General features: G+C 52.1%; 21 protein-coding genes. 7 read left to right on the top strand and 14 right to left on the bottom strand.

Annotation, left to right across the window (positions count from 1 at the left end):
* The first annotated feature begins 287 nt into the window (after nucleotides 1–287).
* A complete protein-coding gene (atzF, locus tag BQ6873_RS14760) occupies nucleotides 288–2,084 on the top strand; it encodes an allophanate hydrolase (protein ID WP_076593322.1) in 1,797 nt (598 codons plus the stop codon).
* A gap of 26 nt (nucleotides 2,085–2,110) precedes the next feature.
* Entirely contained in the window at nucleotides 2,111–2,818 is a 708-nt protein-coding gene (locus tag BQ6873_RS14755; RefSeq protein ID WP_076593321.1) for a GntR family transcriptional regulator, read from the top strand.
* Nucleotide 2,819: 1 nt separating this feature from the next.
* Here BQ6873_RS14755 and BQ6873_RS14750 read toward each other — a convergent pair whose 3' ends face one another.
* The gene (locus BQ6873_RS14750) at nucleotides 2,820–3,512 is read right to left on the bottom strand and encodes a M24 family metallopeptidase (protein WP_407928057.1); all 693 of its coding nucleotides are present in this window, start codon (nucleotides 3,510–3,512) and stop codon (nucleotides 2,820–2,822) included.
* 211 nt (nucleotides 3,513–3,723) lie between these two features.
* Here BQ6873_RS14750 and BQ6873_RS14745 point away from each other — a divergent pair, with 211 nt between their 5' ends.
* The 3 genes from BQ6873_RS14745 (at nucleotide 3,724) to BQ6873_RS14735 (ending at nucleotide 7,453) form a co-directional block, all read left to right on the top strand.
* A complete protein-coding gene (locus BQ6873_RS14745; RefSeq protein ID WP_076594160.1) occupies nucleotides 3,724–4,692 on the top strand; it encodes a GlxA family transcriptional regulator in 969 nt (322 codons plus the stop codon).
* A gap of 362 nt (nucleotides 4,693–5,054) precedes the next feature.
* Nucleotides 5,055–6,305, top strand: coding sequence for a formyl-CoA transferase (frc, locus tag BQ6873_RS14740; protein WP_076593319.1), 1,251 nt, complete (start codon nucleotides 5,055–5,057; stop codon nucleotides 6,303–6,305).
* Between the two features lie 164 nt (nucleotides 6,306–6,469).
* Entirely contained in the window at nucleotides 6,470–7,453 is a 984-nt protein-coding gene (locus tag BQ6873_RS14735) for a GlxA family transcriptional regulator (protein WP_076593318.1), read from the top strand.
* An 11-nt stretch (nucleotides 7,454–7,464) separates the two neighbouring features.
* Here BQ6873_RS14735 and BQ6873_RS14730 read toward each other — a convergent pair whose 3' ends face one another.
* The 12 genes from BQ6873_RS14730 to BQ6873_RS14675 all read right to left on the bottom strand — a co-directional run bounded on the left by BQ6873_RS14730 (nucleotide 7,465) and on the right by BQ6873_RS14675 (nucleotide 21,556).
* Nucleotides 7,465–8,286, bottom strand: coding sequence for an alpha/beta hydrolase (locus BQ6873_RS14730; RefSeq protein WP_076593317.1), 822 nt, complete (start codon nucleotides 8,284–8,286; stop codon nucleotides 7,465–7,467).
* Between the two features lie 94 nt (nucleotides 8,287–8,380).
* Nucleotides 8,381–9,178: an ABC transporter ATP-binding protein gene (locus BQ6873_RS14725; RefSeq protein WP_076593316.1), complete on the bottom strand. Its 798-nt coding sequence runs from the start codon at nucleotides 9,176–9,178 to the stop codon at nucleotides 8,381–8,383.
* The gene (locus BQ6873_RS14720) at nucleotides 9,171–10,001 is read right to left on the bottom strand and encodes an ABC transporter permease (protein WP_231949358.1); all 831 of its coding nucleotides are present in this window, start codon (nucleotides 9,999–10,001) and stop codon (nucleotides 9,171–9,173) included. The genes BQ6873_RS14725 and BQ6873_RS14720 overlap by 8 nt, the downstream gene beginning before the upstream one ends.
* A 38-nt stretch (nucleotides 10,002–10,039) precedes the next feature.
* Nucleotides 10,040–10,987, bottom strand: a complete 948-nt coding sequence (locus BQ6873_RS14715) for an ABC transporter substrate-binding protein (RefSeq protein ID WP_076593314.1) — start codon at nucleotides 10,985–10,987, stop codon at nucleotides 10,040–10,042.
* Nucleotides 10,988–11,405: 418 nt separating this feature from the next.
* The gene (locus tag BQ6873_RS14710; RefSeq protein WP_076593313.1) at nucleotides 11,406–12,584 is read right to left on the bottom strand and encodes a porin; all 1,179 of its coding nucleotides are present in this window, start codon (nucleotides 12,582–12,584) and stop codon (nucleotides 11,406–11,408) included.
* Between the two features lie 57 nt (nucleotides 12,585–12,641).
* Nucleotides 12,642–13,403, bottom strand: a complete 762-nt coding sequence (locus BQ6873_RS14705) for an ABC transporter permease (RefSeq protein WP_076593312.1) — start codon at nucleotides 13,401–13,403, stop codon at nucleotides 12,642–12,644.
* The gene (locus BQ6873_RS14700; RefSeq protein WP_076593311.1) at nucleotides 13,400–14,227 is read right to left on the bottom strand and encodes an ABC transporter ATP-binding protein; all 828 of its coding nucleotides are present in this window, start codon (nucleotides 14,225–14,227) and stop codon (nucleotides 13,400–13,402) included. Before BQ6873_RS14700 ends, BQ6873_RS14705 begins: the two co-directional genes overlap by 4 nt.
* Nucleotides 14,224–15,279 carry an ABC transporter substrate-binding protein gene (locus BQ6873_RS14695; protein ID WP_231949356.1) on the bottom strand — a complete coding sequence of 352 codons (1,056 nt, stop codon included), beginning with the start codon at nucleotides 15,277–15,279 and terminating at the stop codon, nucleotides 14,224–14,226. The genes BQ6873_RS14700 and BQ6873_RS14695 overlap by 4 nt, the downstream gene beginning before the upstream one ends.
* Before the next feature lie 363 nt (nucleotides 15,280–15,642).
* Nucleotides 15,643–16,839, bottom strand: a complete 1,197-nt coding sequence (locus tag BQ6873_RS14690; RefSeq protein ID WP_076593310.1) for an acetyl-CoA C-acyltransferase — start codon at nucleotides 16,837–16,839, stop codon at nucleotides 15,643–15,645.
* A 13-nt stretch (nucleotides 16,840–16,852) separates the two neighbouring features.
* Nucleotides 16,853–19,240: a 3-hydroxyacyl-CoA dehydrogenase/enoyl-CoA hydratase family protein gene (locus BQ6873_RS14685; protein WP_076593309.1), complete on the bottom strand. Its 2,388-nt coding sequence runs from the start codon at nucleotides 19,238–19,240 to the stop codon at nucleotides 16,853–16,855.
* Between the two features lie 63 nt (nucleotides 19,241–19,303).
* The gene (locus BQ6873_RS14680; protein ID WP_076593308.1) at nucleotides 19,304–21,094 is read right to left on the bottom strand and encodes an acyl-CoA dehydrogenase C-terminal domain-containing protein; all 1,791 of its coding nucleotides are present in this window, start codon (nucleotides 21,092–21,094) and stop codon (nucleotides 19,304–19,306) included.
* A gap of 81 nt (nucleotides 21,095–21,175) precedes the next feature.
* Nucleotides 21,176–21,556 carry an RNA-binding S4 domain-containing protein gene (locus BQ6873_RS14675; RefSeq protein ID WP_083664482.1) on the bottom strand — a complete coding sequence of 127 codons (381 nt, stop codon included), beginning with the start codon at nucleotides 21,554–21,556 and terminating at the stop codon, nucleotides 21,176–21,178.
* 212 nt (nucleotides 21,557–21,768) lie between these two features.
* Between BQ6873_RS14675 and BQ6873_RS14670 the strand changes: the two genes are divergently transcribed.
* Together BQ6873_RS14670 and BQ6873_RS14665 are read left to right on the top strand one after the other, a co-directional pair.
* A complete protein-coding gene (locus BQ6873_RS14670) occupies nucleotides 21,769–22,344 on the top strand; it encodes a sigma-70 family RNA polymerase sigma factor (protein WP_076593307.1) in 576 nt (191 codons plus the stop codon).
* A complete protein-coding gene (locus BQ6873_RS14665) occupies nucleotides 22,341–23,075 on the top strand; it encodes an anti-sigma factor (protein ID WP_076593306.1) in 735 nt (244 codons plus the stop codon). The genes BQ6873_RS14670 and BQ6873_RS14665 overlap by 4 nt, the downstream gene beginning before the upstream one ends.
* 124 nt (nucleotides 23,076–23,199) lie before the next feature.
* Here BQ6873_RS14665 and BQ6873_RS14660 read toward each other — a convergent pair whose 3' ends face one another.
* Nucleotides 23,200–24,594: an MFS transporter gene (locus BQ6873_RS14660; RefSeq protein WP_076593305.1), complete on the bottom strand. Its 1,395-nt coding sequence runs from the start codon at nucleotides 24,592–24,594 to the stop codon at nucleotides 23,200–23,202.
* Nucleotides 24,595–24,770 lie beyond the last annotated feature (176 nt).

Here is a 24,770-nt window from a genome sequence, read left to right as displayed (position 1 = left end):
AAGAAAAAGCAAGAAACACTCAAAAACAAATGCCGATATGGAATATACCGGCTCCGTCATTCTACGTAACGGATCAGTCGCTCGGTGCAAATGCCGGTGCAGATCAATATTTTTCATCTATCACACGCACCCGGAAAGTGCGCATGCGCACCATCGCGCACCACAAGCAGATCCATTCATCCGCTATTTGCATGTAAACCGATAAGCTGAGCCTAGGTCATCAGTTCTAACGCTGGCATGACTCATGCTATGTCAAATACAAACTTGTATACATGGGAGTATTCAAAATGCTTGGATGGACTATCAGCGATTGGCAAACTGCATATAACAACGGCGACACACCGGCGACCTTGTTACCCCGCTTGCTCGACAGCTTGCAAAAAGACGATGTCGCGTGGATCAGCCTGATCAATCAGCCTTACCTCGACGCGCAACTACAAGCGCTGGAAGCCAGACGCAAATCCTTGCCTGATCTATCGTCGCTGCCTCTGTATGGCGTACCGTTTGCAGCCAAGGACAATATTGATGTGGGCGGCATACGCACCACCGCCGCCTGCCCTGAGTTCGCTTACATCCCGACCCAGCATGCCACCGTCATACAACGCTTACTGGATGCTGGTGCAATAGTTATCGGCAAAACCAATCTCGATCAATTTGCCACCGGTCTGGTCGGTATACGTTCGCCATATGGTGCGGTACCGAACAGCTTCGATCCAGAATATGTCTCCGGCGGCTCCAGCTCCGGTTCCGCTTCGGTAGTCGCACGTGGCTTGGTCGCGTTTTCACTCGGCACCGATACCGCAGGCTCAGGTCGTGTACCGGCTGGCTTGAATAATATCGTCGGCTTGAAACCGACAGTAGGCGCGATCAGCGGCCGCGGTGTGGTGCCAGCCTGCCGTACGCTGGATTGCGTATCGATATTTGCCACCACCGTGGCTGATGCAGAACTGGTGTTCCAGCAGGCATCCGGCTTCGATGAAGCTGATGGTTATTCGCGTGCGCGTCCCGACCATGTGATGACTTCTTTGCCGGCCAAACCACGCTTCGGCATTCCTGCCCAGCCGGAATTTTATGGCGATGCGCAATCAGAACAGGCATACGCGCAAGCACTGGCACGCATCAAGGAAACTGGCGCGGAATGTATTCCACTCGACTTTTCATTATTCGACCAAGTCACCACCTTGCTGTACGACGGTCCGTGGGTTGCCGAGCGTTATGCGGCCATCGAAACATTCGCCAAGGAACATGCGGATGCCATCCATCCTGTTGTGCGCGACATCATCTTCCGCGCCAAGGAATTTTCTGCGGCAGATACCTTCAATGCACAATACAAATTGGCAGATCTGAAGCGTCAGGCAGACAAGATACTTGCATCAGTCGATGCACTATTGGTACCGACCGCACCTACGCACTACAAAATCAGTGACGTTGCCGCCGATCCCATACGTCGCAACAGCCACATGGGCAAGTACACCAACTTCGTCAATCTATTGAACTGGTGCGCGCTGGCGGTACCGGCCAATTTCCGCAGCGATGGCTTGCCGTTTGGGCTGACGCTGATCGGTCCGGCCTGGTCGGATCATGCGTTGGCAGCATTCGGCAAACAGTGCCAAGCACTGACCGCCTTGCCGCGCGGCGCGACCAAGCAGCCATTCATTGCACCCAATGCATCGCCTGTGATCTCGGGACCGGCTGCCGGCCATCTGCGTCTGGCCGTCGTCGGCGCGCATCTGACCGGTATGCCCTTGAATCGCGAATTGACCGAGCGCCATGCCGTTTTGGTTGAAAGCACGCAGACGTCTGACAGCTATCGGCTGTATGCACTAGCGCAAACCGTCCCGCCCAAACCTGGTCTGGCACGCAGCGAGAACGGTGCTCCTATCATTGTTGAACTCTGGGATATACCGCTCGCCGCCTTTGGCTCCTTTGTCGCGGGCGTTCCTGCGCCACTGGGAATTGGCACACTGGAATTAAGTGACGGCCGACAGGTCAAGGGCTTTATCTGCGAACCCTATGCACTGGAAAGCGCACAAGACATCACCGCATACGGCGGCTGGCGCGCATATTGCAACAAGGCTGCATAGACGATTTTTCTAGGAAAAACAGCGCCATGATTCCCAAGCTAAAATTTGCGAAAGTTCTGCCCGACAGCCTTGCTACGCAAGCCTATGCAAAGCTGAAGGCAGACATTTTCGACTTCCACTTTCTGCCCGGTGATCGTTTCAGTGAAAACGAAATGAGCGAGCGTCTACAAATGAGCCGCACGCCGGTGCGCGAAGCACTATTCCGTTTGCAGCGCGAAGGCTATGTGGAAGTCCTGCACAAGAGCGGCTGGCAGATACGTCCATTTGATTTTCAAATGTTCGAGCAACTGTATGACGTACGCAGTGTGCTGGAATGTGCCGCAGTCGAACAACTCTGCTCTATGCCAGATTCCCCGCCGCTCTTGCAGGAATTAAGCGCGATCTGGCTCGTCTCTGAAGCAGAGCGCATCACCGACGTACCGACTTTATCGGTGCACGATGAACGCTTCCATGAACAATTGGTAGAAGCCAGCGGCAATGTAGAAATGGCACGCATCCATCACGACATTACCGAACGCATACGCGTGATCCGACGACTGGAATTCACGAAAGAAATGCGCATCGAAGTGACCTACACCGAACACGCGCACATCCTGCGTGCCATCATCGAAAAACGCACTACGCAAGCCAAGGATTTGCTGCGCGCCCACATCGCACTCAGTCAATCCGAAGTGAAGAAGATCACAATCCAGATGCTGCATCAAGCACGACTGGCGGCACAGCTATCGGCGTAATTTATCTGCGGTAGCTGTCGTCATCCAGCAGCATGTCTTCAAAGAATGCACCGAACTGTTTCTCTGGATGACGAATGTGAATTTCGAGTATCCAGCGCATCGCTGACGGTGTGGCATCAAAATCTGCCAATGAACCGGTGTGTATCGCCGCATGTGGGAAGTCCGACACGCGATGACCCGGCAAATCGAAATTCAATTCCCAGCCCAGACTCTTCGCTTGCTGCTCCGCGTATTCGTACAGTGCGTGACCGCTGGCTTTTTCGGTCAGCCACATTTTGCGTACCGCATGGAAGATGGCTTCGGCATCTGTCGCGCAGCGTGCATATTCTTCATTCTTGCCGACGATAAAAGAAGCGCCGCCATCACCTTCCCATGCTTCGAACCTAGGCGCCATATCGATAAAGAAAATATCGTTCTCCTGCAAGATCACGCCTGGTTCGGATGCCTGCTTCATCGCCTTCATCGTGTTCTTGCCAAAGCGTATGCGCGTAGGATGCCAGGTCAATTCCAGCCCTGATGCAATCAAGGTTCGCTTCGCCATATCCACCGCATCTTCCTCTACCATTCCTGGTTTGACTAAAGCAGAAATGGTGCGTATCGCTTCACGCGTTTTCGCTCTCGCCTGCAACATGCCATCTACTGAAAATGCCGGGCCGACTCGTTCAGCATTCGCATTGGACACCACTGATTCCATCATTCTTCTCCTGATAAAAATACAAACTCAAATACCTCACAACGAGGTGCACTGAACCTGTAGAAATTATGCGGAGCAAGAGCGACAAAACCAACGATGGCATGGCACGATAAGCTGACAAGCTTGGCGTAAATTCTGCCATTGCGATTTCATCAAAATACGCAATGCGGGCAATCGCTGTATCGTGATGCCATCAAAAAAGGACATAGACATGCCCACTGTCGCCATACTTGTTTTCCCCGGCGTGCAAGCGCTCGACATCTCCGGCCCGCTGGATGTGTTTTCCGAAGCCAACCGATTTCTTGCGCACAACAATCGCTATCATCTGGAAGTGATAGGCACCGCACACGGACTGATGCAATGTTCGAACGGCCTGCCTATTGCTGCGCACAGACACTACAGCGAAGTGAGCGAGTCGTTTGACTTGATTCTGGTAGCAGGCGGCCCTGAGCTGCCACAACATCCGCGTGATGAAGCGCTGCTGACATGGTTGCGTGATACCGCGCTGCGCTCTGCAAAATACGGCTCCATCTGCAACGGTGCATTCCTGCTCGGACATGCTGGCCTGCTCGACGAAAAGACCGTGACCACGCACTGGAACGATGCCGCCACGCTGGCTCGCATGTTCCCTAAAACGAAGGTGGATACAGACCGCATCTTTTTACAGGATGGCAATCTCTATACGTCTGCCGGCGTCACTGCCGGAATAGATCTCTCGCTCTATCTGCTCTCCAATGACTACGGCGCAGAAGTGTCATTGAATGTCGCTAAACGTCTGGTGGTATTCATGCAGCGTAGAGGTGGTCAATCCCAGTTCAGCCCTTACCTGACGTCATACGTAGAAGAAAGCTCTCCTGTCAGCATCGTCCAGCAATATGTGCTGGCGCATCTGGATCAGGAATTGACGGTAGATATACTTGCCAACATCGTGTCTATGAGTCCGCGCAATTTCGCCCGCGTCTTTGTCCGCGATACCAACATAACGCCAGCGGAGTTTATCGAAAGCGCGCGTCTCGATGCAGCGCGTGCCTTGCTGGAATCGAATAATGATCCGATGAAAAAAGTCGCCTATCTATGTGGCTTCCATAATGCCAACCAGATGCGCAATGTCTTTATCAAACGTCTAGGCATCACCGCCATGCAGTACCGCGCAAACTTTGCCGCCTTCAAAAAATCCTGAGTTGCACGCAAGCTGTCGAGTTTGCCTGCCGCCTCATTGTTGTCATCTGCAGTATTCCTCGCATCCAACGCTTGGCTTGATTTAATCATTTAATCAAAAAAAGCCATATATAGGTACAAGTTTTCACCTATACATGATCCACACAGCCAACTGAAAAATAGACGTGGAAACGATAAAAAAGCCTAGGCATCATCGTTAACAACCAGTAAAACACGCCAAATCAGCCTCATACAGCGTTGTTAAAAACTGGCGGCATTCATCCGCAAACCTCGACATTCAGGCTATGAACAGAAATTAAATTTCGGCCACAAATGGACCAGTCTCTGCGGACAAATTAACGATAGAGAAAAGGAATATGCATCATGAGTAAGGCTCTCGACGGCATCAAGATTATCGATTTCACGCATGTGCAGGCAGGCCCGTCCTGCACTCAGCAGCTCGCATGGTTTGGCGCAGATGTGACCAAGGTGGAACGTCCCGGCTCAGGCGACGCCACCCGCACTTCGCTGCAAGACATCCCTGGTGTTGATGCGCTGTATTTCACCATGCTGAACTGCAACAAGAAATCATTGACGCTCAATACCAAGACACCGCAAGGCAAGGAAGTACTGGAAAAACTCATCCAGCAATCCGACATCATGGTGGAGAACTTTGCACCTGGCGTACTGGATCGCATGGGTTTCACCTGGGAACACATACAGAAGCTGAATCCACGCCTGATCCTGGCCTCGGTCAAAGGTTTTAATGAAGGCCATTTCTATGAAGACTTGAAGGTCTACGACAACGTCGCGCAATGCGCAGGTGGATCAGCCACGACGACCGGCTTCTGGGACGGCCCACCGACTGTCAGCGGTGCCGCACTCGGCGACAGCAACACCGGCATGCATTTGACCATAGGCATACTCGCAGCATTACAACAGCGCCACCACACTGGCCTCGGACAAAAAGTGGCGGTCTCGATGCAAGACGCCGTGTTGAATCTGTGCCGCGTCAAACTGCGCGATCAGCAACGTCTGGAAAGAACCGGCGTGCTGGAAGAGTATCCGCAATATCCGCATGGCACCTTCACCGACGTCGTACCGCGCGGTGGCAATGCAGGCGGTGGCGGCAATCCGGGTTGGGTACTCAAGTGCAAAGGTTGGGAGAATGATCCGAATGCTTATATCTACTTCACGATACAAGGCACTGCATGGCCACAAACCTGTCGCGCCATCAACAAGGAAGAGTGGATAGACAATCCTGAATACATGACAGCGTTGGCGCGTCAGGACAAGATTTTCGATATCTTTGCCTACATCGAAGACTGGCTCAAAGATAAGGATAAATTTGAAGCGATTGAAATCTTCCGCAAGTTCGACATTCCATGCGGCCCGGTATTGTCGATGAAAGAAATCGCCTACGATCCATCCTTGCGTAGAAGCGAAACCATCGTCGAAGTCGATCACAAGGTACGCGGCAAATATCTGACCGTCGGCAGTCCGATCAAGATGTCGGCCAACAAGGTAGAAATTACAGAGTCGCCTTTGCTTGGCGAACATACGGATGAGGTATTGACCAGCCTTGGTTATAACGCACAGCAGATTGCAGAAATGCATGAAGCGCAGGCTGTCTAATTAATTTGACTTGCTTCACGAAAAAGCGCCGCAAGGCGCTTTTTCACATCCATCATCACCTTGACTCACAAACCAATGGAAAGGATGTACGCACAAGGCATCAGGTATGATTTGCACAGATATTTAATTCCTGCCCTTCATACGTATTCCGTTCATCATTCCTCATGCGCAAAATAACCGTCGGCCTCGTCGTTTTCCCACGCTTCCAGATGCTGGATATTGCAGCACCCAGCGATGCCTTTGCCGAAGTAAAAGTACTCAGCGGCGGTGACTGTGAATATGAAATTCTGACCATCGCGACCACACGCGGACCGATACAGTCATCCAGCGGATTGACGATCATGCCGGATCGCACCATCTTCGATCCTTGCCCGCACTTCGATACGCTGATCGTGCCGGGCGGGCTGGGCGTGTTCGACATACTGGAAGACACCACACTAACCGACTGGCTGGCTGCGCAAGGCGAAAACTGCCGCCGCATAGGTGCCATCTGCAACGGCGTATTCGCACTCGGTGCCGCCGGCATGATCAATGGCAAAACGGTGACTACACACTGGATGGATGCAGCGCGTCTGACCAGCATGTTCCGCAAGGCCAAGGTGGAACCGGATCGCATTTACGTCAAGGACGATGTGCTCTACACCACTGCAGGCGTGACGGCTGGCATAGATCTGTCGCTGGCATTGATAGAAGAGGATTTCGGCAAGCAGATGGCACTTGATGTTGCCAAGTATCTGATCGTATATCTGCGACGCGCAGGCGGGCAATCGCAATTCAGCCCGCTATTGGAAGCACAAGTAGAAAACGATACACCTATCGCTGCAGTGCAAAGCTATGTGCTCGACAATCTGGAGGTCGAACATACCTTGTTGAGCATTGCAGAAGCCATGCAGATGAGCGCACGCAATCTCTCGCGTATCTTCAAGCAGGAAACCGGTTTGACCTTGATGAACTTCGTCAACGATGCGCGCATCGATGCGGCACGCCGCTATCTGGAAGCGACTGACCTCGGCTTGAGTGACATCGCACGTCGTTGCGGCCTCACTAATGCCGCCACCTTACGCCGCATCTTCTCCAAACGATTAGGTATCAGTCCTGCCGATTACCGCCAACGCTTCCATTCGGAAGAGCCCGTACAGCGCTCATAAAAAGGCCGGATCTACTTGATGCCTGCCAGCGCACAAACTTCGCGCGTGATCGCACCATCAGGTGCGGCCAATTCGTTCAAGATCGTAAAGTGATTGCGTTGCGCCAACGGCACCAATTTGCCAGGCAAGCCACTGCGCGCTGCGCCGAATTGTTCCGATTGCCTTTGCAGTTCAGGCAACTCGTCGGAGCCGTACATCAAGACCAGCGGATGCAAGCTCAAAGGTAAAGACAAAGGACTGAGAGACTGCACTTCGTCATCACTCAATTGCAACTTATTGTTCAGGTAGCAAAGACGTACTGGTGCCAGATCGTAAATACCACTGATCGCTACGCCACCGATGACGCCAGGCTCATCCATGCACATCGCCGTCAAGTGACCACCGGCAGACCAGCCTGACACAATCATTCGATTCGGATCGCCGCCAAAATCGGCAGCATGATTTCTCAGCCATGCAATCGATGCGCGTACTTCACTCACAATTTCTGTCAAAGTAGCATCCGGTGCCAACGTATAACCGACCAGCGCTACGTGCATGCCGTGTGCCAAAGGCCCCGCCGCTAGAAAACTGAAAGTTTCCTTCGCACGCATTTGCCAGTAACCACCGTGGATAAAAATCAACAAAGGCCCCGGCTGGTCGCCGGCAAAGTAATCGATGCGATTACGCTCTGCCTGACCATAACGCAAATCCAGATGGCTGCTGTACTCGGCACGCAAGGCAGCACTACGCTGGTCAAAATCCGCCAACAGCGCACTGCTATTCGCCACTGCCAAAGAGTTGTTATAACCAGCGTCTAGCGCTGCCTGATCCATCCCGCGATAAATCGGTGTCATGCTTTCCTATTCAATCAGGCTGTTATTCCCGCGACGGCGGGAATCCTGTGCAATGGTAGCGTGAATTCTCACCTGCGGGCATGTCAAACCAAACTCATGCAGCGACCTTGCTCGACACATGGCTGGTCAGGTATTGCGTGATATCGCGACGTATTTCATTGAATTGAACCGCAGTAATATCACGTGGGCGCGCCAGCTCAAGTTTGATGTCTTCTTCAATGCGGCCGGGACCGGCTGTCATCACAACGACGCGATCCGACAACATCACCGCTTCTTCTACTGCATGTGTAACGAAGACCACGGTAACTTTAGTGCGCTCCCAGATTTCCAGCAAATCCTGCTGCAATTTTTCACGCGTTAATGCATCAAGTGCGCCAAAAGGTTCATCCATCAACAACACTTCGCAATCATTAGCCAGCACACGTGCAATCGCCACGCGTTGCTTCATACCGCCGGACAATTGCCCCGGATAGTAATTGGCGAACTTGGTCAGGCCCACCATATCGGTGTAGTAAGCCGACAGTTCTTCCAGCTTGGCTTTCGGCAGATTGCGTTGGCGCTGACCAAAGCCGATGTTTTCTTTCACCGTCAGCCATGGGAACAAGCCGTAATCCTGAAACACCATGCCGCGCTCAGGACTAGGTCCATCGATAGGCATGCCATACATATTGGCGCTGCCGGACGACGTCGTTTCAAAGCCAGCCATGATGCGCAGCAGTGTCGATTTACCGCAACCGGAAGCACCAATCAAACAAACGAATTCACCCTTGTTGATGGTCAGGTTCACTTCACGCAAAGCCTGCACGGTTTGTCCACCGATAGAGAAAACCTTGCTGACGCCTTTGATATCTATCGCCGGCAGCGGGCGACGTTCGGAGTAAGTATCAGACATGATGTTGCGGGCTCCATTTGAGTAAATAGTTATTGATGGCGACCAATATGCGATCCGTGCTGTAACCGACTATGCCGATGACAACCATGCCGGCGATCACCAGATCGGTACGCGACAACATGCGACCATCCATGATCACTGCGCCCAGACCTTCCGGTACGCCGGTCATTTCACCCACTACGATCAAGATCCAGGCAAAGCCGTGACCGAGGCGCAAGCCATTCAAGATGGATGGCATCGCAGCCGGCAACACCACCTGACGGAACAAGGATGAGCCGTTACAACCCAGCATCAAGGCCGCTTCAAACAAACGGTTATCAACTGCCTTCACGCCAAACGTCGTATTGAACACTATCGGATAAAACGCGCCAAGGAATACGAGGAAGATCGCAGCGTTAGGACCAATGCCGAAGAAAATCATCGACAGTGGCAACCATGCCGTTACCGGCACCGGACGCAGCAATTGCAAGGTTGGATCAAACAAATCGCGTATCACCTTGATGCGGCCTATCAGCAAACCGAGTGGAATACCGACCAGCGCAGCAGCGAAGAAACCACCGTAGACGCGCGTGACCGATTTCCACAGATGCAATGGCAGCGTTGCACTGAAAGCATCATCGTAGATCCCGCCAAATGCGAAGTCATACAACATCAGGCCGACTTCTTTCGGCAAAGGAATGAGCCGAGTACCGGACAGCTTCACACCAAAATGCCACCCCACCAACAACAGCAGCGGCACGATCAACGGAGTCAGCCAACGCTTGATGCGCGGCCACACATCCGGCCTGACAATTTTCATTGGTAACTCGACGGTTTGTTCCACGATAAATCCTTCCAGATAATGCTTGCTTAACTTGTTACTTACTTGACTTGCTGATTGAAGCTGGCATCGATGAAAGTGCCGTAATCAGGCAATTGGCGGATCTGTTTTTTATCCAGCATTTGCGAACCGTAATACTTGGCACGTTTGATCCATTCATCATCCAATTTCCATGTCAGCTCAACGTTAGGTGCAGCCAGTTCCGCTACTTTGGCCGGCAGACCCAGCTTCTGTTCTGTCATGGATACAAAGGCAGCACGATTCGCCATTGCGTATTCAGTTGCCTGACGATGGATCTTCAAGAACACCTTGATCAGTTCCTGCTTGTTCTTGATGTTGTCTGCATGCGTAGTCATGACCATGTTGACGGTGCCGGTCGGTGTTGAATACGGATACTCGACAATCTTGCCAATGCCGCGGCTGACGCTGATCGATGGACCAGGTTCTGCACCGACGAAGGCATCGATATCGCCGCGCTCAAGCGCGGATGCCATTTCGCTGAAGGACACGCGTACCGGCGTGATGTCCTTGACCGTCATACCCTCTTGTTTCAAGCGATCGAGAATCACGACCTCCTGTGTAGAACCCGGCAATATGCCAACGCGGTGGCCTTTCAAATCCTTGATAGAAGCGATCTTGCTATCAGCACGTGCCACCACCGCCATACCGCGATTGCATTGTGCTGCGACTATCACAATAGGTTCGCCGGCTGCGGCACCCAGCGTTGCTGCTGCCAAACCATAGGTGCCGAAATCGACAGACTTGGTAGCGACTGCATTCTTGCCATCAGTCGGTGTCTCGAATGGAATCACTTCTATCTTGTAGCCCGGTGGCGTGAACTTATCGTAGAAGTAAGGCGTGATGCCGTGCATCAGTTTGAGCGTACCAACACGAATCACCTGATCCGCGGCCAGCGCTGAAGTAGAGCCTGCAGCGTATGCAAACGATGCGGCAATCAGGGTGGCAATAAATTTTCTGCGAGAGTGCATGGCTGATCCTTTTAAAGTTGACGAGTAAGCTCACGTTCGGCCTGCCAACACCAGATCGGTAATTAGAATACCTTCTTGTGTACAAGCTTAACTACGTCATAGCAAGGTCTGTGCCACTACGTTTCTTGTACGATTGATTAACAAAATGCTGACCAACGCTAGACTGAAACTTAGGTGTGTACTGAATGAAAGCGCATCGTGTCGCACTGGTGCGCAATCGCACCACTTGAGTGCATTACATTGATGGCAGTTGAATAAATGAGAAGGACTGGAGTAATGGACTCAATGTCACTTGGAATAATTTGACTCGAGCATCTCTGTGACAAAACTTCATTGCAGTGCTCAGTCAAATTTTTTATGAATACTGGAAATAAGCATTTCATCGGAGCAGCACGACTGCACTGCCCCGATGTATATATTAGAAGCGCTGGCGTATGCCTACACCAAAGCTAATACCACTAGCTTGGTCTGTCAGCTTGTCGTAACTGGCAACGGTATACACATCCGTACGCTTGGAGAGGAAGTAGTCATATCCCAGCGAAGCCGTATTGCGCACAATAGACGACCTTACGTCTGAGCTTCCCAACACCGCCGTGAAATCTCCTTCTGCTTTGACATTGGTTCGCGCCCAGGAGGCCAATACAGAACCTTTGCCTACAGGCACACTGACACCCAATTGAACCGTATTCGATTTCAAATCGTATTTACTATCGTCAACAGCCCCAATCAGCTTGGTCGTTGAATAGTTCAGCGTCCCAAACAGCTTCATAAACTGCAAGTCATAAGCACCACCAACAAACCAGGTGTCATTCTTGGACGCGGCCAGAGTATAGGTCGCTCCAGTCACTTGGTTGTAAGGCGTAAACGTGAAAACACGTGAATCACCTGTGGTAACGGAATCAACCGGATTGCTTACTTTGACAGACTGAAAATAGCCGCCGAAAGAGAGCGGTCCTTTGGCATACATGGTATTCACGCCGTAATTATTCTTGCCCGACTTCCCGGCCTGCTCGCCAAGCTGCAAGAACAAGCTGGTGGTAAATCCGCCGAGTTGCGGCGTAACGTACATGATCTCGTTGCTCCAGGCAGTATCGCCGGATACAGTTGCCGACCAGGCTTGGCCACGATAGCGGCTTGAAGATGTCTGCGTATGCAAGCCCAGCGGCGAAAAGGCGAACGAGGAACCGAATGGATTGAAAGTCAGTGTCGGAACAAAGTTAGGCGCAAGATCACGTCCCAATGACACACGGCCAAATGAACCAGAAAGTCCTACGTTGGCATCTCTCGCGAACATCGTGTCCGTGTTGTTGCGCCCCATACCACCAACATCAGGACGGAAAAAACCGGTCAGCGCAAACTGCGCTTGCAAGCCGCCACCAAGTTCTTCCGTGCCCTTGAAACCCCACCATGAGGTTTGCATGCCACTACTATTGACCACTGATGTGCTCGCAGCATCACCGCTGCGTTTGATGGAGCCAGCGTAGACATCCACCATACCGCCGACTTGCACATTACTCTGTGCAAAGGCACTCATTGAAAATGCAGACGCGACAAGGCCTAGCACGCTGCCTATGGCAGCATGTTTTATTAACTTCATTGGAAACTCCCTAAAAGATGAACAGCGTTATTGCTGTATTACAGGACGGGCATAGAATTACTCTCCACGTTTTGCCCAAGATGTGGAACGACGCTCGATGAAATCTGATATCGCATACATCAGAATTCCCATGATGCCCACCACGATCAACGCGGCAAATACCAATGGCACACGGAATGAAGAACTGGCATTCAGTAATAGGTAACCAATACCGGCGTTACTTGCGACCATCTCCGACACAACTGAACCGACGAATGCCAATGTAATGGCAACTTTCAAAGAGGCGAAGAGATAAGGAAGCGCGCGCGGCAATGCCACTTTTTTTAGAATGACCGACTTAGTAGCGCCCAGGGATCGCAAGACATCTGCAAGTTCTGGTTCTAAATGTGCAATCCCTGTAGCGACATTGACCGCAATCGGGAAGAACGCAGTGAGGAATGCACATAGCACTGCCGGGACCGTACCTATGCCGAACCACATCACTAAAACGGGGACGATGGCCACCTTGGGGATGGAATTAAATCCAATCATGAGCGGATTGATGGCTCGGTAGATTTCTGGACTGGCACCCACCAACACACCAAGCAACACACCGAAGACAATCGCGAGCGCGAAACCTACAAGAGTCGTGAAGAGAGTCTGCAGTGCTTCGGCTTGAATGACCGACCAATACTGCACCATGGAGTGAATAATCTGGCTGGGTGCAGGCAGGATCATTTCAGGCACTGCAAATGCACGGCAAGCAAACTCCCACAGGAAAAACAAACCCAATGCAGTAAGCCATGGCGCAAGAGCATGACGAATTTTTACGCGGTTCATGAGTGAGCCTCCTGCGCATGACCAACAAACTCACGCAAGCTCGCGACCTCTTCTGCAAACAAGGCGGTATAACGATCATCCCGCGTGCGTCTGCATTCGTTAGGGATTTTTCGTGTATGAATAATGCGACCGGGTCGCTGTGAAAATACGTGAACGGTATCAGCCAGATAAGTCGCCTCAGTCAAGTCATGCGTGACGAGAACAACCGTAAATCCTTGCTCACTCCACAATGCCTTCAACGTATCCCACAAGTCTTCTCTCGTGAAAGCATCCAGAGCGCCAAAAGGTTCATCAAGCAACAGCAGCTTCGGCTCATGTATCAAAGAGCGACACAATGAAGCACGTTGTTGCATGCCGCCGGATAGTTGCCATGGATATCGATGCGCGACTTCTTTCAAACCTACTTTTTTGAAAAGAGCATGCGCACGCTCAGTATTGACCGGCAGATCTTTTTTAAAGGTGCGGCAATGCGGCTCGACGATTTCTAATGGCAGCATCACATTACTCAGAATGTTTCGCCACGGCAGCAGCGCTGGACTTTGGAATGCCATACCAACAAACTTCAATGGACGATCAACTTCACGACCGGACACAACAACAGCACCCGATTTCGCTAACCGCAGTCCGCTAATCAATTTCAGCATCGTCGATTTTCCGCAACCAGACGGCCCCACCAAGGCAACAAACTCACCTTGCTGAATATTCAAATCGACACCCTGAAGAGCCAGCAGACCATCGTCTCCCTCGCCATAGGTAAGGGAAACATCGCTCATCTCAACCAAGGGTCTGCCTTGATCCTCGACTTGTTCTAATTGCGTGGTCATTTGGTGATCATCAGTTTGGAGCGTGCCGGCAGGTATGCATCGGTATAGACATCCTTGGCATTTGGTGTCGGTATATCCAGTGCAGTCCCAACCTCAACGAGTGACTTATTCATGCGCACAGGATCGATTTGACTCATGCCGTGCTTGCGTACCCATGGAGTGGCGATAGACCAGTCGAAGGACAGTCTCATGCGCTCCATTTCAATCTTTCTATCAGTCAAAGGTTCGCGTTTTAACAAAGCGTCAATTGCGGATTCGGGATCCTGGATGCTTTTAGCCATACCTTGTGCAATGCACTCAACCATGGATGTCAGTGCTTTTGCATTTGCGGCTGCAAACGAAGGTTTCGCCACCAGTGCCGTGCCATAGAGAGATACACCGTATTCTGGGTATCGCAGCATGACGATGTTGTCATCTTTGAGGCCACCAGCTTTTGATCCCATGTAGACCGTGAATGCGGCGCCGCTAATGGCATCTACACTTCCCCGCACCAACATGCTTTCCCGCAGCTCTGGAGCCACGTTGATCCACTTAACGGAGTCAGGATCGACATTGTTTGCTTTGGCCAGTGCAGAGAAAAGTCGGCGCGAAGCATCGCCGGCAGGTGCTGCAATTGTTTTGCCAACCAGATCAGACGGCTTGGTGATGCCTTTATCTTTGCGACTTGCAATCGACAAAGCATTCCCGTCATAAATCATGAAGAATGAAATAAGTTTCGACTCTGGATGTTTTGCGTTGTACTCAATCATTGCGTTGATGTCTGCAAATCCAACGTCATAACCACCACTCGCGACCTTGGTAACAGTGTCACCGGAACCAAAACCGCGATCGGTAATAACATTCAGACCAGCTTTTGTATAACAACCATCAGCATGTGGAATCAGGAATGGTGCTTGCGGTCCTTGCATGGCCCAGTCAAGTGCAAAGCGAATCTTTTTCGGCTCTTGTGCGGTTGCGGTATTTGCAGCGACCAATGCGATACCACTCATGACTAACATCGCTGCAATCTTCAACTGACCGACCATGCTTTTCTTGCGTTCTATCTTCTTCATCATTCCATTCCTAATTCAGTCTTGCATTTAGAAAACCTACTCAGCGCCACCAAATAATTTATGTGGCATACCACATTGTGCATTCTTAAAAAGCGACATATCGCGAGTCGCCCTTTAAACTGACATAGCAGTTATCGTGCCACGTGGTAAACACGGTTAAAACTGAAAACCGGTCCCGCTTTTGGTGAAAAATGCAGAGAATTATTAAGAGGTATGCCACATAGTTGTGCAATGAATTGCAAACAAAGGGCGATGTTGAGGAGATATGAAATCGAATGGCTCAATAGATACGAAAAAGTAATCAGGCAAATAAAAAGCCGCAAGACCAGAAGTCATGCGGCTTTTTATTAGATGAGACGACAACTACATTTTTTCAAAAATCCCTGCCGCGCCCATACCTGTTCCCACGCACATCGTTACCATGCCGTACTTCAGATTCTTGCGACGCAAGGCATGCACGACAGTAGCGGAACGGATCGCGCCAGTTGCTCCCAGCGGATGACCCAGAGCAATCGCACCACCCATAGGATTAACCTTGGATGGATCCAGGCCGAGATCCTGGATAACTGCTAGCGCTTGCGCCGCAAAGGCTTCATTCAACTCTATCCAGTCCATCTGATCCTGCTTCAGGCCGGCGGCACGCAAGGCGGCAGGAATTGCTTCCTTCGGCCCTATGCCCATGATTTCCGGCGGCACGCCGCGTACTGCAAACGAAACGAAGCGCGCCAGCGGTGTCAGATTGAATTGCTTGAGGATTTTTTCACTGACCAAAATCAGCGCGCCCGCACCATCCGAGGTTTGCGAGCTGTTACCGGCTGTGACTGAACCTTTAGGCGAAAACACCGGACGTAGTTTAGCCAGCGCTTCGAGATTGGTATCGGCACGTGCGCCTTCATCCATATTCACGAGGCGTGTAGTGACGTCGATCTGCCCACTCGAAAGATTAGGGAAACGTTCGACGATCTCGACCGCCGTCATTTCATTATTGAATTCCCCGCTTTGCTGCGCTGCTAAAGCCTTCAGGTGCGAGTTCAGCGCAAACTGATCCTGCGCCTCACGCGTTACTTTCCATTGCGTCGCGACGCGTTCGGCAGTCAGACCCATGCCGTACGCCATGCCTATGTTCTCTTCCTTGAAGATGCCCATATTCATGGCAGGATGATGACCCATCATAGGAACCATGGACATGGACTCGGCACCAGCGGCGATCATTACATCGGCTTCACCGACACGAATACGGTCCGCCGCCATCGCAATCGCGGTCAAGCCAGACGCGCAATAACGATTCACCGTCACGCCGCCAACTGTCTTGGGCAAGCCTGCCAGCAGCACGGCCATGCGCGCCATATTCAAACCCTGCTCTGCTTCCGGGAAGGAACAGCCGACTATCGCATCCTCGATCAGATTCGGATCTAGGGAAGGCACTTGTGCCAAAGCCGATTGCAATGCATGTACCAGCAAATCATCCGGCCGCGTGTTCTTGAACATCCCGCGCGGCGCCTTGCCGATAGGCGTACGGGTCGCGGCAACGATGTAGGCATCTTGAAGTTGTTTGCTCATCTTATGCTCCTGATCAGTTACGCACTGGTTTACCGGTTTGCATCATTCCCATGATGCGTTCCTGGGTTTTCGGATTGTTCAGCAGTTCCATAAACGCCTTGCGCTCATGATCGAGCAGCCATTGTTCATCGACCAGACTGCCCTGCTCCACTTCACCGCCTGTCACCACTTCTGCGATCATCATGCCGAGCTTGTAGTCATGTGCAGAAATAAAACCACCGTCACGCATATTCAATAACTGCGCGCCTATCGTCGCCAGGCCATACTTTCCGGTCACAGGCACCAAGGCTTTACGCGGAGCACGATAACCGGCATCGAACATCGCGCGTGCCTGTGTTTTCGCAATGTGCAGCAATTCATACGCATTGAAGACGATGATGTCGTCGCTCTTCAGATAGCCCATGGTTTGCGCTTCCAGCGCTGAACGTGACACGGCTGCCGTTGCCGCATTCATGTAATAGTTTTTCAGGAATTGCAGGATGTCGTTACCACGCGCATCATTCGCCGCGCGTGCTGCAGCTTCCTTCAAACCGCCACCGGCTGGAATCAGGCCGACACCAACTTCGACCAGACCGATATAGGACTCTATCGATGCCACGCGTTTGGCTGCGTGCAGCATCAATTCGCAACCACCACCGAGTGCGAGGCCAGCGACTGCTGCGACTACCGGTACATTCGCATACTTCAATGCCTGATGTGCCTGCTGCAGTTTGACGACTTCCGGCTCGATCGCCTTGACGCCGCCAGACATGAAGAGCGGCAGCATCGATTGCAGATCAGCACCAGCCGAGAACGCGCCGCCTTCGGCTGCATCCGCGTGCCAGATCACCAGACCTTTGTAATTCTTTTCTGCTTCTTCTATCGCTTTCTTGATGCCTGCGGTGACGCCAGCACCGATCACATGCATCTTGGTCTTGAAGGACAGAATCAGCACTTCATCATCCTGATGCCAGATGCGTACCGATTCATCTTCAAAAACTGTCGTACCAGCCGTGCGACCATTCGTACTTTGATCACCAACCAGTGCAGCACGGAAGACCTGACGTTGATACACCGGCAGATTCGAACGTGGGATATTTTTCTTTTGCTTAGGCGACCATGAACCGTCGGCTGCATGTACGCCATCACGTCCATCGAACACCCAAGCTGGCAATGGTGCATTGCTGAGCGCCTTGCCTGCATCGATATCTTCTTTGACCCAGGTTGCGATTTGCTGCCAACCGGCGGCTTGCCAGGTTTCAAACGGACCATTGTTCCAGCCAAAGCCCCAACGCAAGGCGAAATCAACATCGCGTGCATTGTCGGCTATCGATTCCAGATGCACTGCGATGTAGTGGAAAGCATCGCGGAAGATCGCCCACAGGAATTGTGCTTGCGGGTTGGTCGAATCATGCAGCGCCTTCATGCGCTTGGCTGGATCTTTTTCTTTCAGAATGCGCGCAACCAGATCGTCTGCCTTGCCACCGCCTGCGACGTAATCCGCCTTGGCCGGGTCGATGCGCAAGATATCCTTGCCGACTTTTTTATAGAAACCGGCGCCCGCTTTTTGTCCGAGTGCACCACCGCCTATCAACTTGGTGAGAACGTCCGGTGTTTTATACACAGGGAAAAATGGATCGTTCTGCAGCGTATTCTGCATCGTCGTGATCACGTGCGCCATCGTATCCAAACCAACCACGTCAGCGGTGCGGAAAGTACCCGATTTGGCGCGACCCAGTTTGCTGCCGGTCAAATCATCCACAACATCGACGGTGAGGCCGAATTTCTCTGCTTCATGCATGGTTGCCAGCATGCCGAAGATACCGACACGGTTAGCGATGAAGTTAGGTGTATCGAAGGCACGTACTACGCCCTTACCCAAAGTCGAAGTGAGGAAGCCTTCCAGTTGATCCAGAATCTCCGGCTTGGTTGCTACCGTCGGAATCAATTCCACCAGATGCATATAACGCGGCGGATTGAAGAAATGCACACCACAGAAGTGCGCTTTCAAATTCGCATCAAAGCCATTCGACAATTCCGTAATCGATAAGCCCGATGTATTCGATGCAAAGATCGTATGGGCAGCTATATGCGGCGCGACCTTTTTATACAAATCGTGCTTCCAGTCCATGCGCTCGGCAATGGCCTCGATGATCAGGTCGCACTCTTTCAGCTTTTCCAGATCATCTTCGTAATTCGCTACTTCTATCAATGCCGCGTAATCGACATTGGCCAGCGGCGCAGGGCTGAGTTTTTTCAGATTCTCGATGGCACGCAATACGATGCCGTTCTTGTTGCCGTCTTTGGCTGGCAGATCGAACAATATGACCGGCACTTTGGCATTCACGCAATGCGCGGCAATTTGTGCGCCCATCACGCCAGCGCCCAATACAGCGACTTTTTTGACGATGAAATTTGACATACCTAAACCTCTCAATGAGTGATGCGTACGCTTAGTTTTAATCGCAATGTGTTTGTTTCAAGCTCAAAACAATTCGGCATCCAGCGCCATCAGGCTGGCGGAACCGGAACGCGCCTGACGGATCAGCATCGCGGTTTCCGGTAGCAGCCGCGCGAAGTAGAAACGCGCGGTGCCCAGTTTCGATTTGTAGAATGGATCGCTGTCGTCCTGCTTCGCCAATGCAATCTTTGCCATCTGCGCGAAGAAGTAGGCATAGACCAAATGTCCGGCTACACGCAGATACGGCACGGCCGCAGCACCGACTTCATCCGGGTTCTGGAAAGCCTTCATGCCGATTTCCATCGTCAGCTTGGTGACTTTGTCAGCCAGATCAGCCAGCGGCGTAATGAATTCTGACATCGCTTCATCGGTGCCATTTTCTTCAACGAAAGCCTGTATCTTCGCGCCGAATTTGCGCAGCTTGGCACCGTTATCCATCAAAATTTTTCGACCCAGCAAATCCAATGACTGGATGGTGTTGGTACCTTCGTAAATCATGTTGATGCGCGAATCGCGTACGTATTGCTCCATGCCCCATTCGGAGATAAAGCCGTGACCGCCATACACCTGCATCGCTTCGGAAGTGGAGATCCAACCGTTATCAGTCAGGAAGGCTTTGATAATAGGCGTCAGCAGCGCAACTTCATCGACTGCTTCTGCACGCACCGCTGGATCTGGGTGATTCAATTCTTTATCGATCTGCAGCGCAACGTAGGAGCTGAATGCACGACCACCTTCAGCATAAGCTTTGGCCGTCAACAACATGCGACGGACATCGGGATGAACGATGATGGGATCAGCTGGTTTGTTGGTTGCCTTCGGACCGGTCAGACTGCGCATTTGCAGGCGATCTTTCGCGTAGATCAAGGCGTTCTGATACGCGACTTCAGTCAAACCCAGCGATTGCATGCCGACGCCGAGGCGCGCTGCATTCATCATCACGAACATCGCATTCAAGCCTTTGTTTGGCTCGCCTATCAACCAGCCAGTCGCACCATCGATATTCATCTGGCAGGTAGCGTTACCGTGGATGCCCATCTTCTCTTCTAGCGCGCCGCAGAAAATAGGATTGCGCGCGCCCAGCTTGCCATCAGCATCCGGCAGGAATTTAGGCACGATGAAGAGCGAAATACCTTTGGTACCTTCTGGCGCATCCGGCAAACGTGCGAGCACTAGGTGCAAGATGTTTGCCGCCATATCGTGCTCACCGGCCGAGATGAAGATCTTGCTGCCGGTAATTTTGTAAGAGCCATCCGCTTGCGGTTCAGCTTTCGAGCGCAACAGGCCGAGATCGGTACCGCATTGCGCTTCCGTCAGGCACATGGTGCCGGTCCATTCGCCAGAAACCAGCTTAGGCAAATACAGCGCTTTTTGCTGTTCGGTGCCGTGTGCATACAAGCACTCATACGCGCCGTGCGACAAACCCGGATACATGGTCCACGCCTGGTTCGACGAGTTCAGCATTTCATAGAACGAATTCTGCAAGACCATAGGCAAGCCCTGGCCGCCGTATTCGGGGTCGCAGGTCAGCGATGGCCAGCCGGCAGCTACATATTGCTCGTAGGCGGCTTTAAAACCTTTGGGTGGGGTAACTTCGTGCGTGGCGGTATCGAGCTTGCAACCTTCGCGGTCGCCGGTATGATTCAGCGGAAATAGAACTTCTGAAGTGAACTTGCCGCCTTCTTCCAGCACCTGGTTGATGATGTCGGCATCGATGTCCGCATGCTTGGGTAAAACCTTCAACTCATCTTCGACATGTAGTAATTCGTGCAGCACAAATTGCATATCACGTAACGGTGCAATGTATTGACCCATCTATGTCTCCTCGCGGCTGATTATTGATTTGCTAGTTGAATACTAGCGCATGACAGCGGCTTTGGCTCCGCCCTTCTCAAACTATTGATTCGTCTTGTCCAGCAGGCGTCGATCGCGCTTGGTCGGTCGCCCCTTGATTGTCAAACCCGGCTCCTTGAAGAATTTGCGTTTCTCCGCTTCCTGCTGCCGCTTGGCCAAACTTTGTTCCGTTTCCACGTACAGCTTCTGCGCCATTTCGGCCGAACCGCGCACATCGGACAAAGCCTGCACCAGCACTTCCCACTCGGTTGCGCCATTATCGATCTGCAAGATATCGCCGCATTTAACGCCGCGTGCCGGCTTGATGCGATCCCTATCCAGCTTTACCTTGCCATTATCGACCGCATCGGTCGCCAGAGTTCGCGTTTTAAAGAAGCGCGCCGCCCATAACCACTTATCGATACGTACATTTTCCATACTCATGAAGACTGATTTCTAGCTGGATTGGAAAACACCATTCTATGCAAAAAGTCACGATGCCGGGCGCGGACAATAAAATCATCATCAGACGTAAAAAATACGTACCGCCAGCTGTCATGGGGTAATCTGCGTTCTGCGCATGATTAAAATGCAAGCCAGAAACGTTATCAATACACCATCGCCTTCCAGATTCAAGGTCTTGAAAGGGACAAAAATTGACAACTGACACCCGACAACTCAAAACATGGCTGGCGGCAACAGCCCGCAAGGACAGCGACGCCTTCCGTTCGCTCTACGATGCAACATCGTCGAAACTGTTTGGCTTCGCGCTGCGTATATTAGTTAAGCGCGAACTCGCGGAAGAAGTCATACAGGAAAGTTTCGTCAGCATTTGGAACAATGCCGCCGGCTATCAAGCTGGTTTGGCAGCACCAATGACCTGGATGACAACAATCGTGCGCAACAAGGCATTCGACGCCTTGCGCCGCCTGGATAGTGCGGTGGAGATTGATGCGGATAATTTTGACAAGGAAGTGATGGACGCACTGGAAAGTATCGATCCAACCCCGATCGAGGCCTTGCAGATATCGGATGAATCGAAAGCCTTGGCGCGCTGTTTCGCCAAACTGGAAAGCATGCACAGGCAAGCAATTGCATTGGCGTTTTATCACGATCTGTCGCATAGCGAAGTTGCCACACAATTGGCATTGCCAATAGGCACCGTCAAAACCTGGGTACGTCGCGGACTGGAACGTCTGCGTCTGTGCCTGACCAAACTGGAGGGCGTATGAGTATTCGGCAGACCGTCCGACAAAATGCAACGCTGCGCGAAATGCTCGCAGCCGAATATGCACTCGGCACATTGAAGGGCGGCGCACGCCGTCGGCTTGAATCATGGCTGGATGACGATGCCGCACTCAGGTTCGCCATTACGGAATGGCAGGACAGACTGAATCCGATGTCAGAATTTGCGACGCCGGCACACCCGTCGCCGGAAGTATGGCGCGCCATCTCCAAAGAAATCGGATTGCAAAAAACAGGGCACCAGAGCAAGAAATCATTCTGGCTGAATTTACGCGAGGATTTGAGTTTCTGGCGCGGTCTTGGCATGGCATCTACTGCACTCGCCACGATTCTGATCGCTGTATTACTCACCAAACAGCCAGAACTTACACCACCGGCAGCACCGACCTATGTCGCGATGCTGGCTGATGATAAGGCACAAGCGATCGCGCTGGTCACCGGCGATGCCTCCCTCAAGAAAATGGTGGTCAAGCTCGTGAAACAGCAAACGATAGCTGCCGACAAGAGTCTGGAACTGTGGGCCGTGCCTAAGGAAGGTCCACCACGCTCGCTCGGCTTGATCGCAAGCGATGGCAGCATCACCTTGCCACTGCCTGAAGGAACAACGCCGGAAACCACACCTTTGCTGGCGGTCACACTGGAGCCGAAAGGCGGCTCACCTAATCCGAATGGCCCAACCGGACCTATCGTCTTCAAAGGTGCTTGGCTAAACATCTAGATAGATGAAATAAAAAGAGCGTATGTATCGCGATAACAGGCGATGCATACGCTCTTTTTTATTCATACATGTTTATTACATAGACATCCATCGCACGTTCTGAAGATCACGCCGATACACTCGCCTATTTAACCTGCTGCACAAACAAACGCGAGAAACTCGCAATGCTCGCAATAGCCGCAAAACCAGCACCCAAACTCAGCGCAAGGATTTCGCCATGCGCGTTGGAAATGGTGAAGCAAAATGCCGCCAATGCTGCACCTGATGCCTGACCTATCAAACGTGACGTAGCCACCACACCGCTCGCACTGCCTCCACGTGCAGGCGGCGCGCTACTCATGATCGCACGCAGATTCGGCGCCTGAAAGAAACCAAAACCGATACCGCACACTGCCATACGCCAGCAAATATCGAAGGTCGTTGCATCGGGCGAGATCAGAACCAGCGAGACCATACCGGCCGACAATGCCGACAAGCCAATTCCACCCAGCATGCCCGGCGGATAGTGATCACTCAGGCGTCCCGCAATTGGTGCCATGATGCCAACCAGTACCGCCCACGGTGTAATCAGGAATCCCGTCTCCACCGCAGAACGACCCAGCACTGCTTCAAAATAAAACGGCAAAGAAACGAAGGCCAGACTTTGCGTCGCAAAAGTACACACCGCTGTGAATGAAGAAAGCGCAAACAATGGGCGGCGGAACAAATCGACCGGCAACATTGGCGCGCTATGACCTCTCTGTCTATGCAATAGCAGAGCAAAGAAAATCAAGGCGCCCACGACTTCCAGCGCAACCGTTCTAGCATCACTCAAATGCGCGCCCTCGCCTATTGCAAGAATCAACAGGCCGAAGGCACCCACGTTGTAAAGCGCCGTCAAGAAATCGAATTTATGCGTCGCACGCTGCGTATGCGGCAAGACTCTGCGCGCCAAAAAGAACGCAAGCAGACCCAGCGGCACATTGATCGCAAACAGCCAAGGCCAAGGCGCCACGGACAGGATTAAGGATGCAGCAGTCGGCCCAATTGCAAACGCTACCGCCACCACCAGCGCATTCGTACCCAAGCCACGCCCCAGCATCTTGGCTGGATAAATCGAGCGTAACAAAGCGGTATTAACGCCCATGATGGCGCTGGCACCCACACCTTGGAAAAAGCGAGCAATGACCAGTGTCGGCAAGGACCACGCGTAAGCACAGGCCAAGGATGCCAAGGTAAAGAGAACCAGGCCGAAGATACAAACGCGGCGATAGCCCAGAATTTCACCCAGCGCAGCAAACGGCAGCAAGGTCGCCACCATCGCGAGTTGGTAGATGTTCACGATCCACACAGAATCAGCCGGCGTTGTACCCAACTGACTGGCCATCGCCGGCAAAGCCGTATTGGCAATCGCCGTATCCAGCGATGCCATGGCAACACCAATAGCGACCGAGACTATCGCCCAGCGTCGCTCGGCAATTGGCAAGCCGTCACTCTCTATTGCGTCCTGATTCACAACATCGCCATTCTGCTTGACCATTTTTATCCAACCCGCTTATCGGACGTCGAAATAATTGTGGCGCCGACAACATTGAATTACTCATTCAATGCCTATCAGCGCCACTTAAGATTCAATAGTGTAAATCTATTTTCAATCGCACGCCGGCGACCGCCTCTGCCGCGATCCACGGTCTGAAAAACCAGGCAGCATGAAAA

Origin of the sequence: Herminiimonas arsenitoxidans (genome assembly GCF_900130075.1) — a bacterium.
GTDB lineage: Bacteria > Pseudomonadota > Gammaproteobacteria > Burkholderiales > Burkholderiaceae_D > Oxalicibacterium > Oxalicibacterium arsenitoxidans.
The sequence above is the reverse complement of the archived record's forward strand: the minus strand, read 5'-3'. Positions and strand labels throughout refer to the sequence as shown.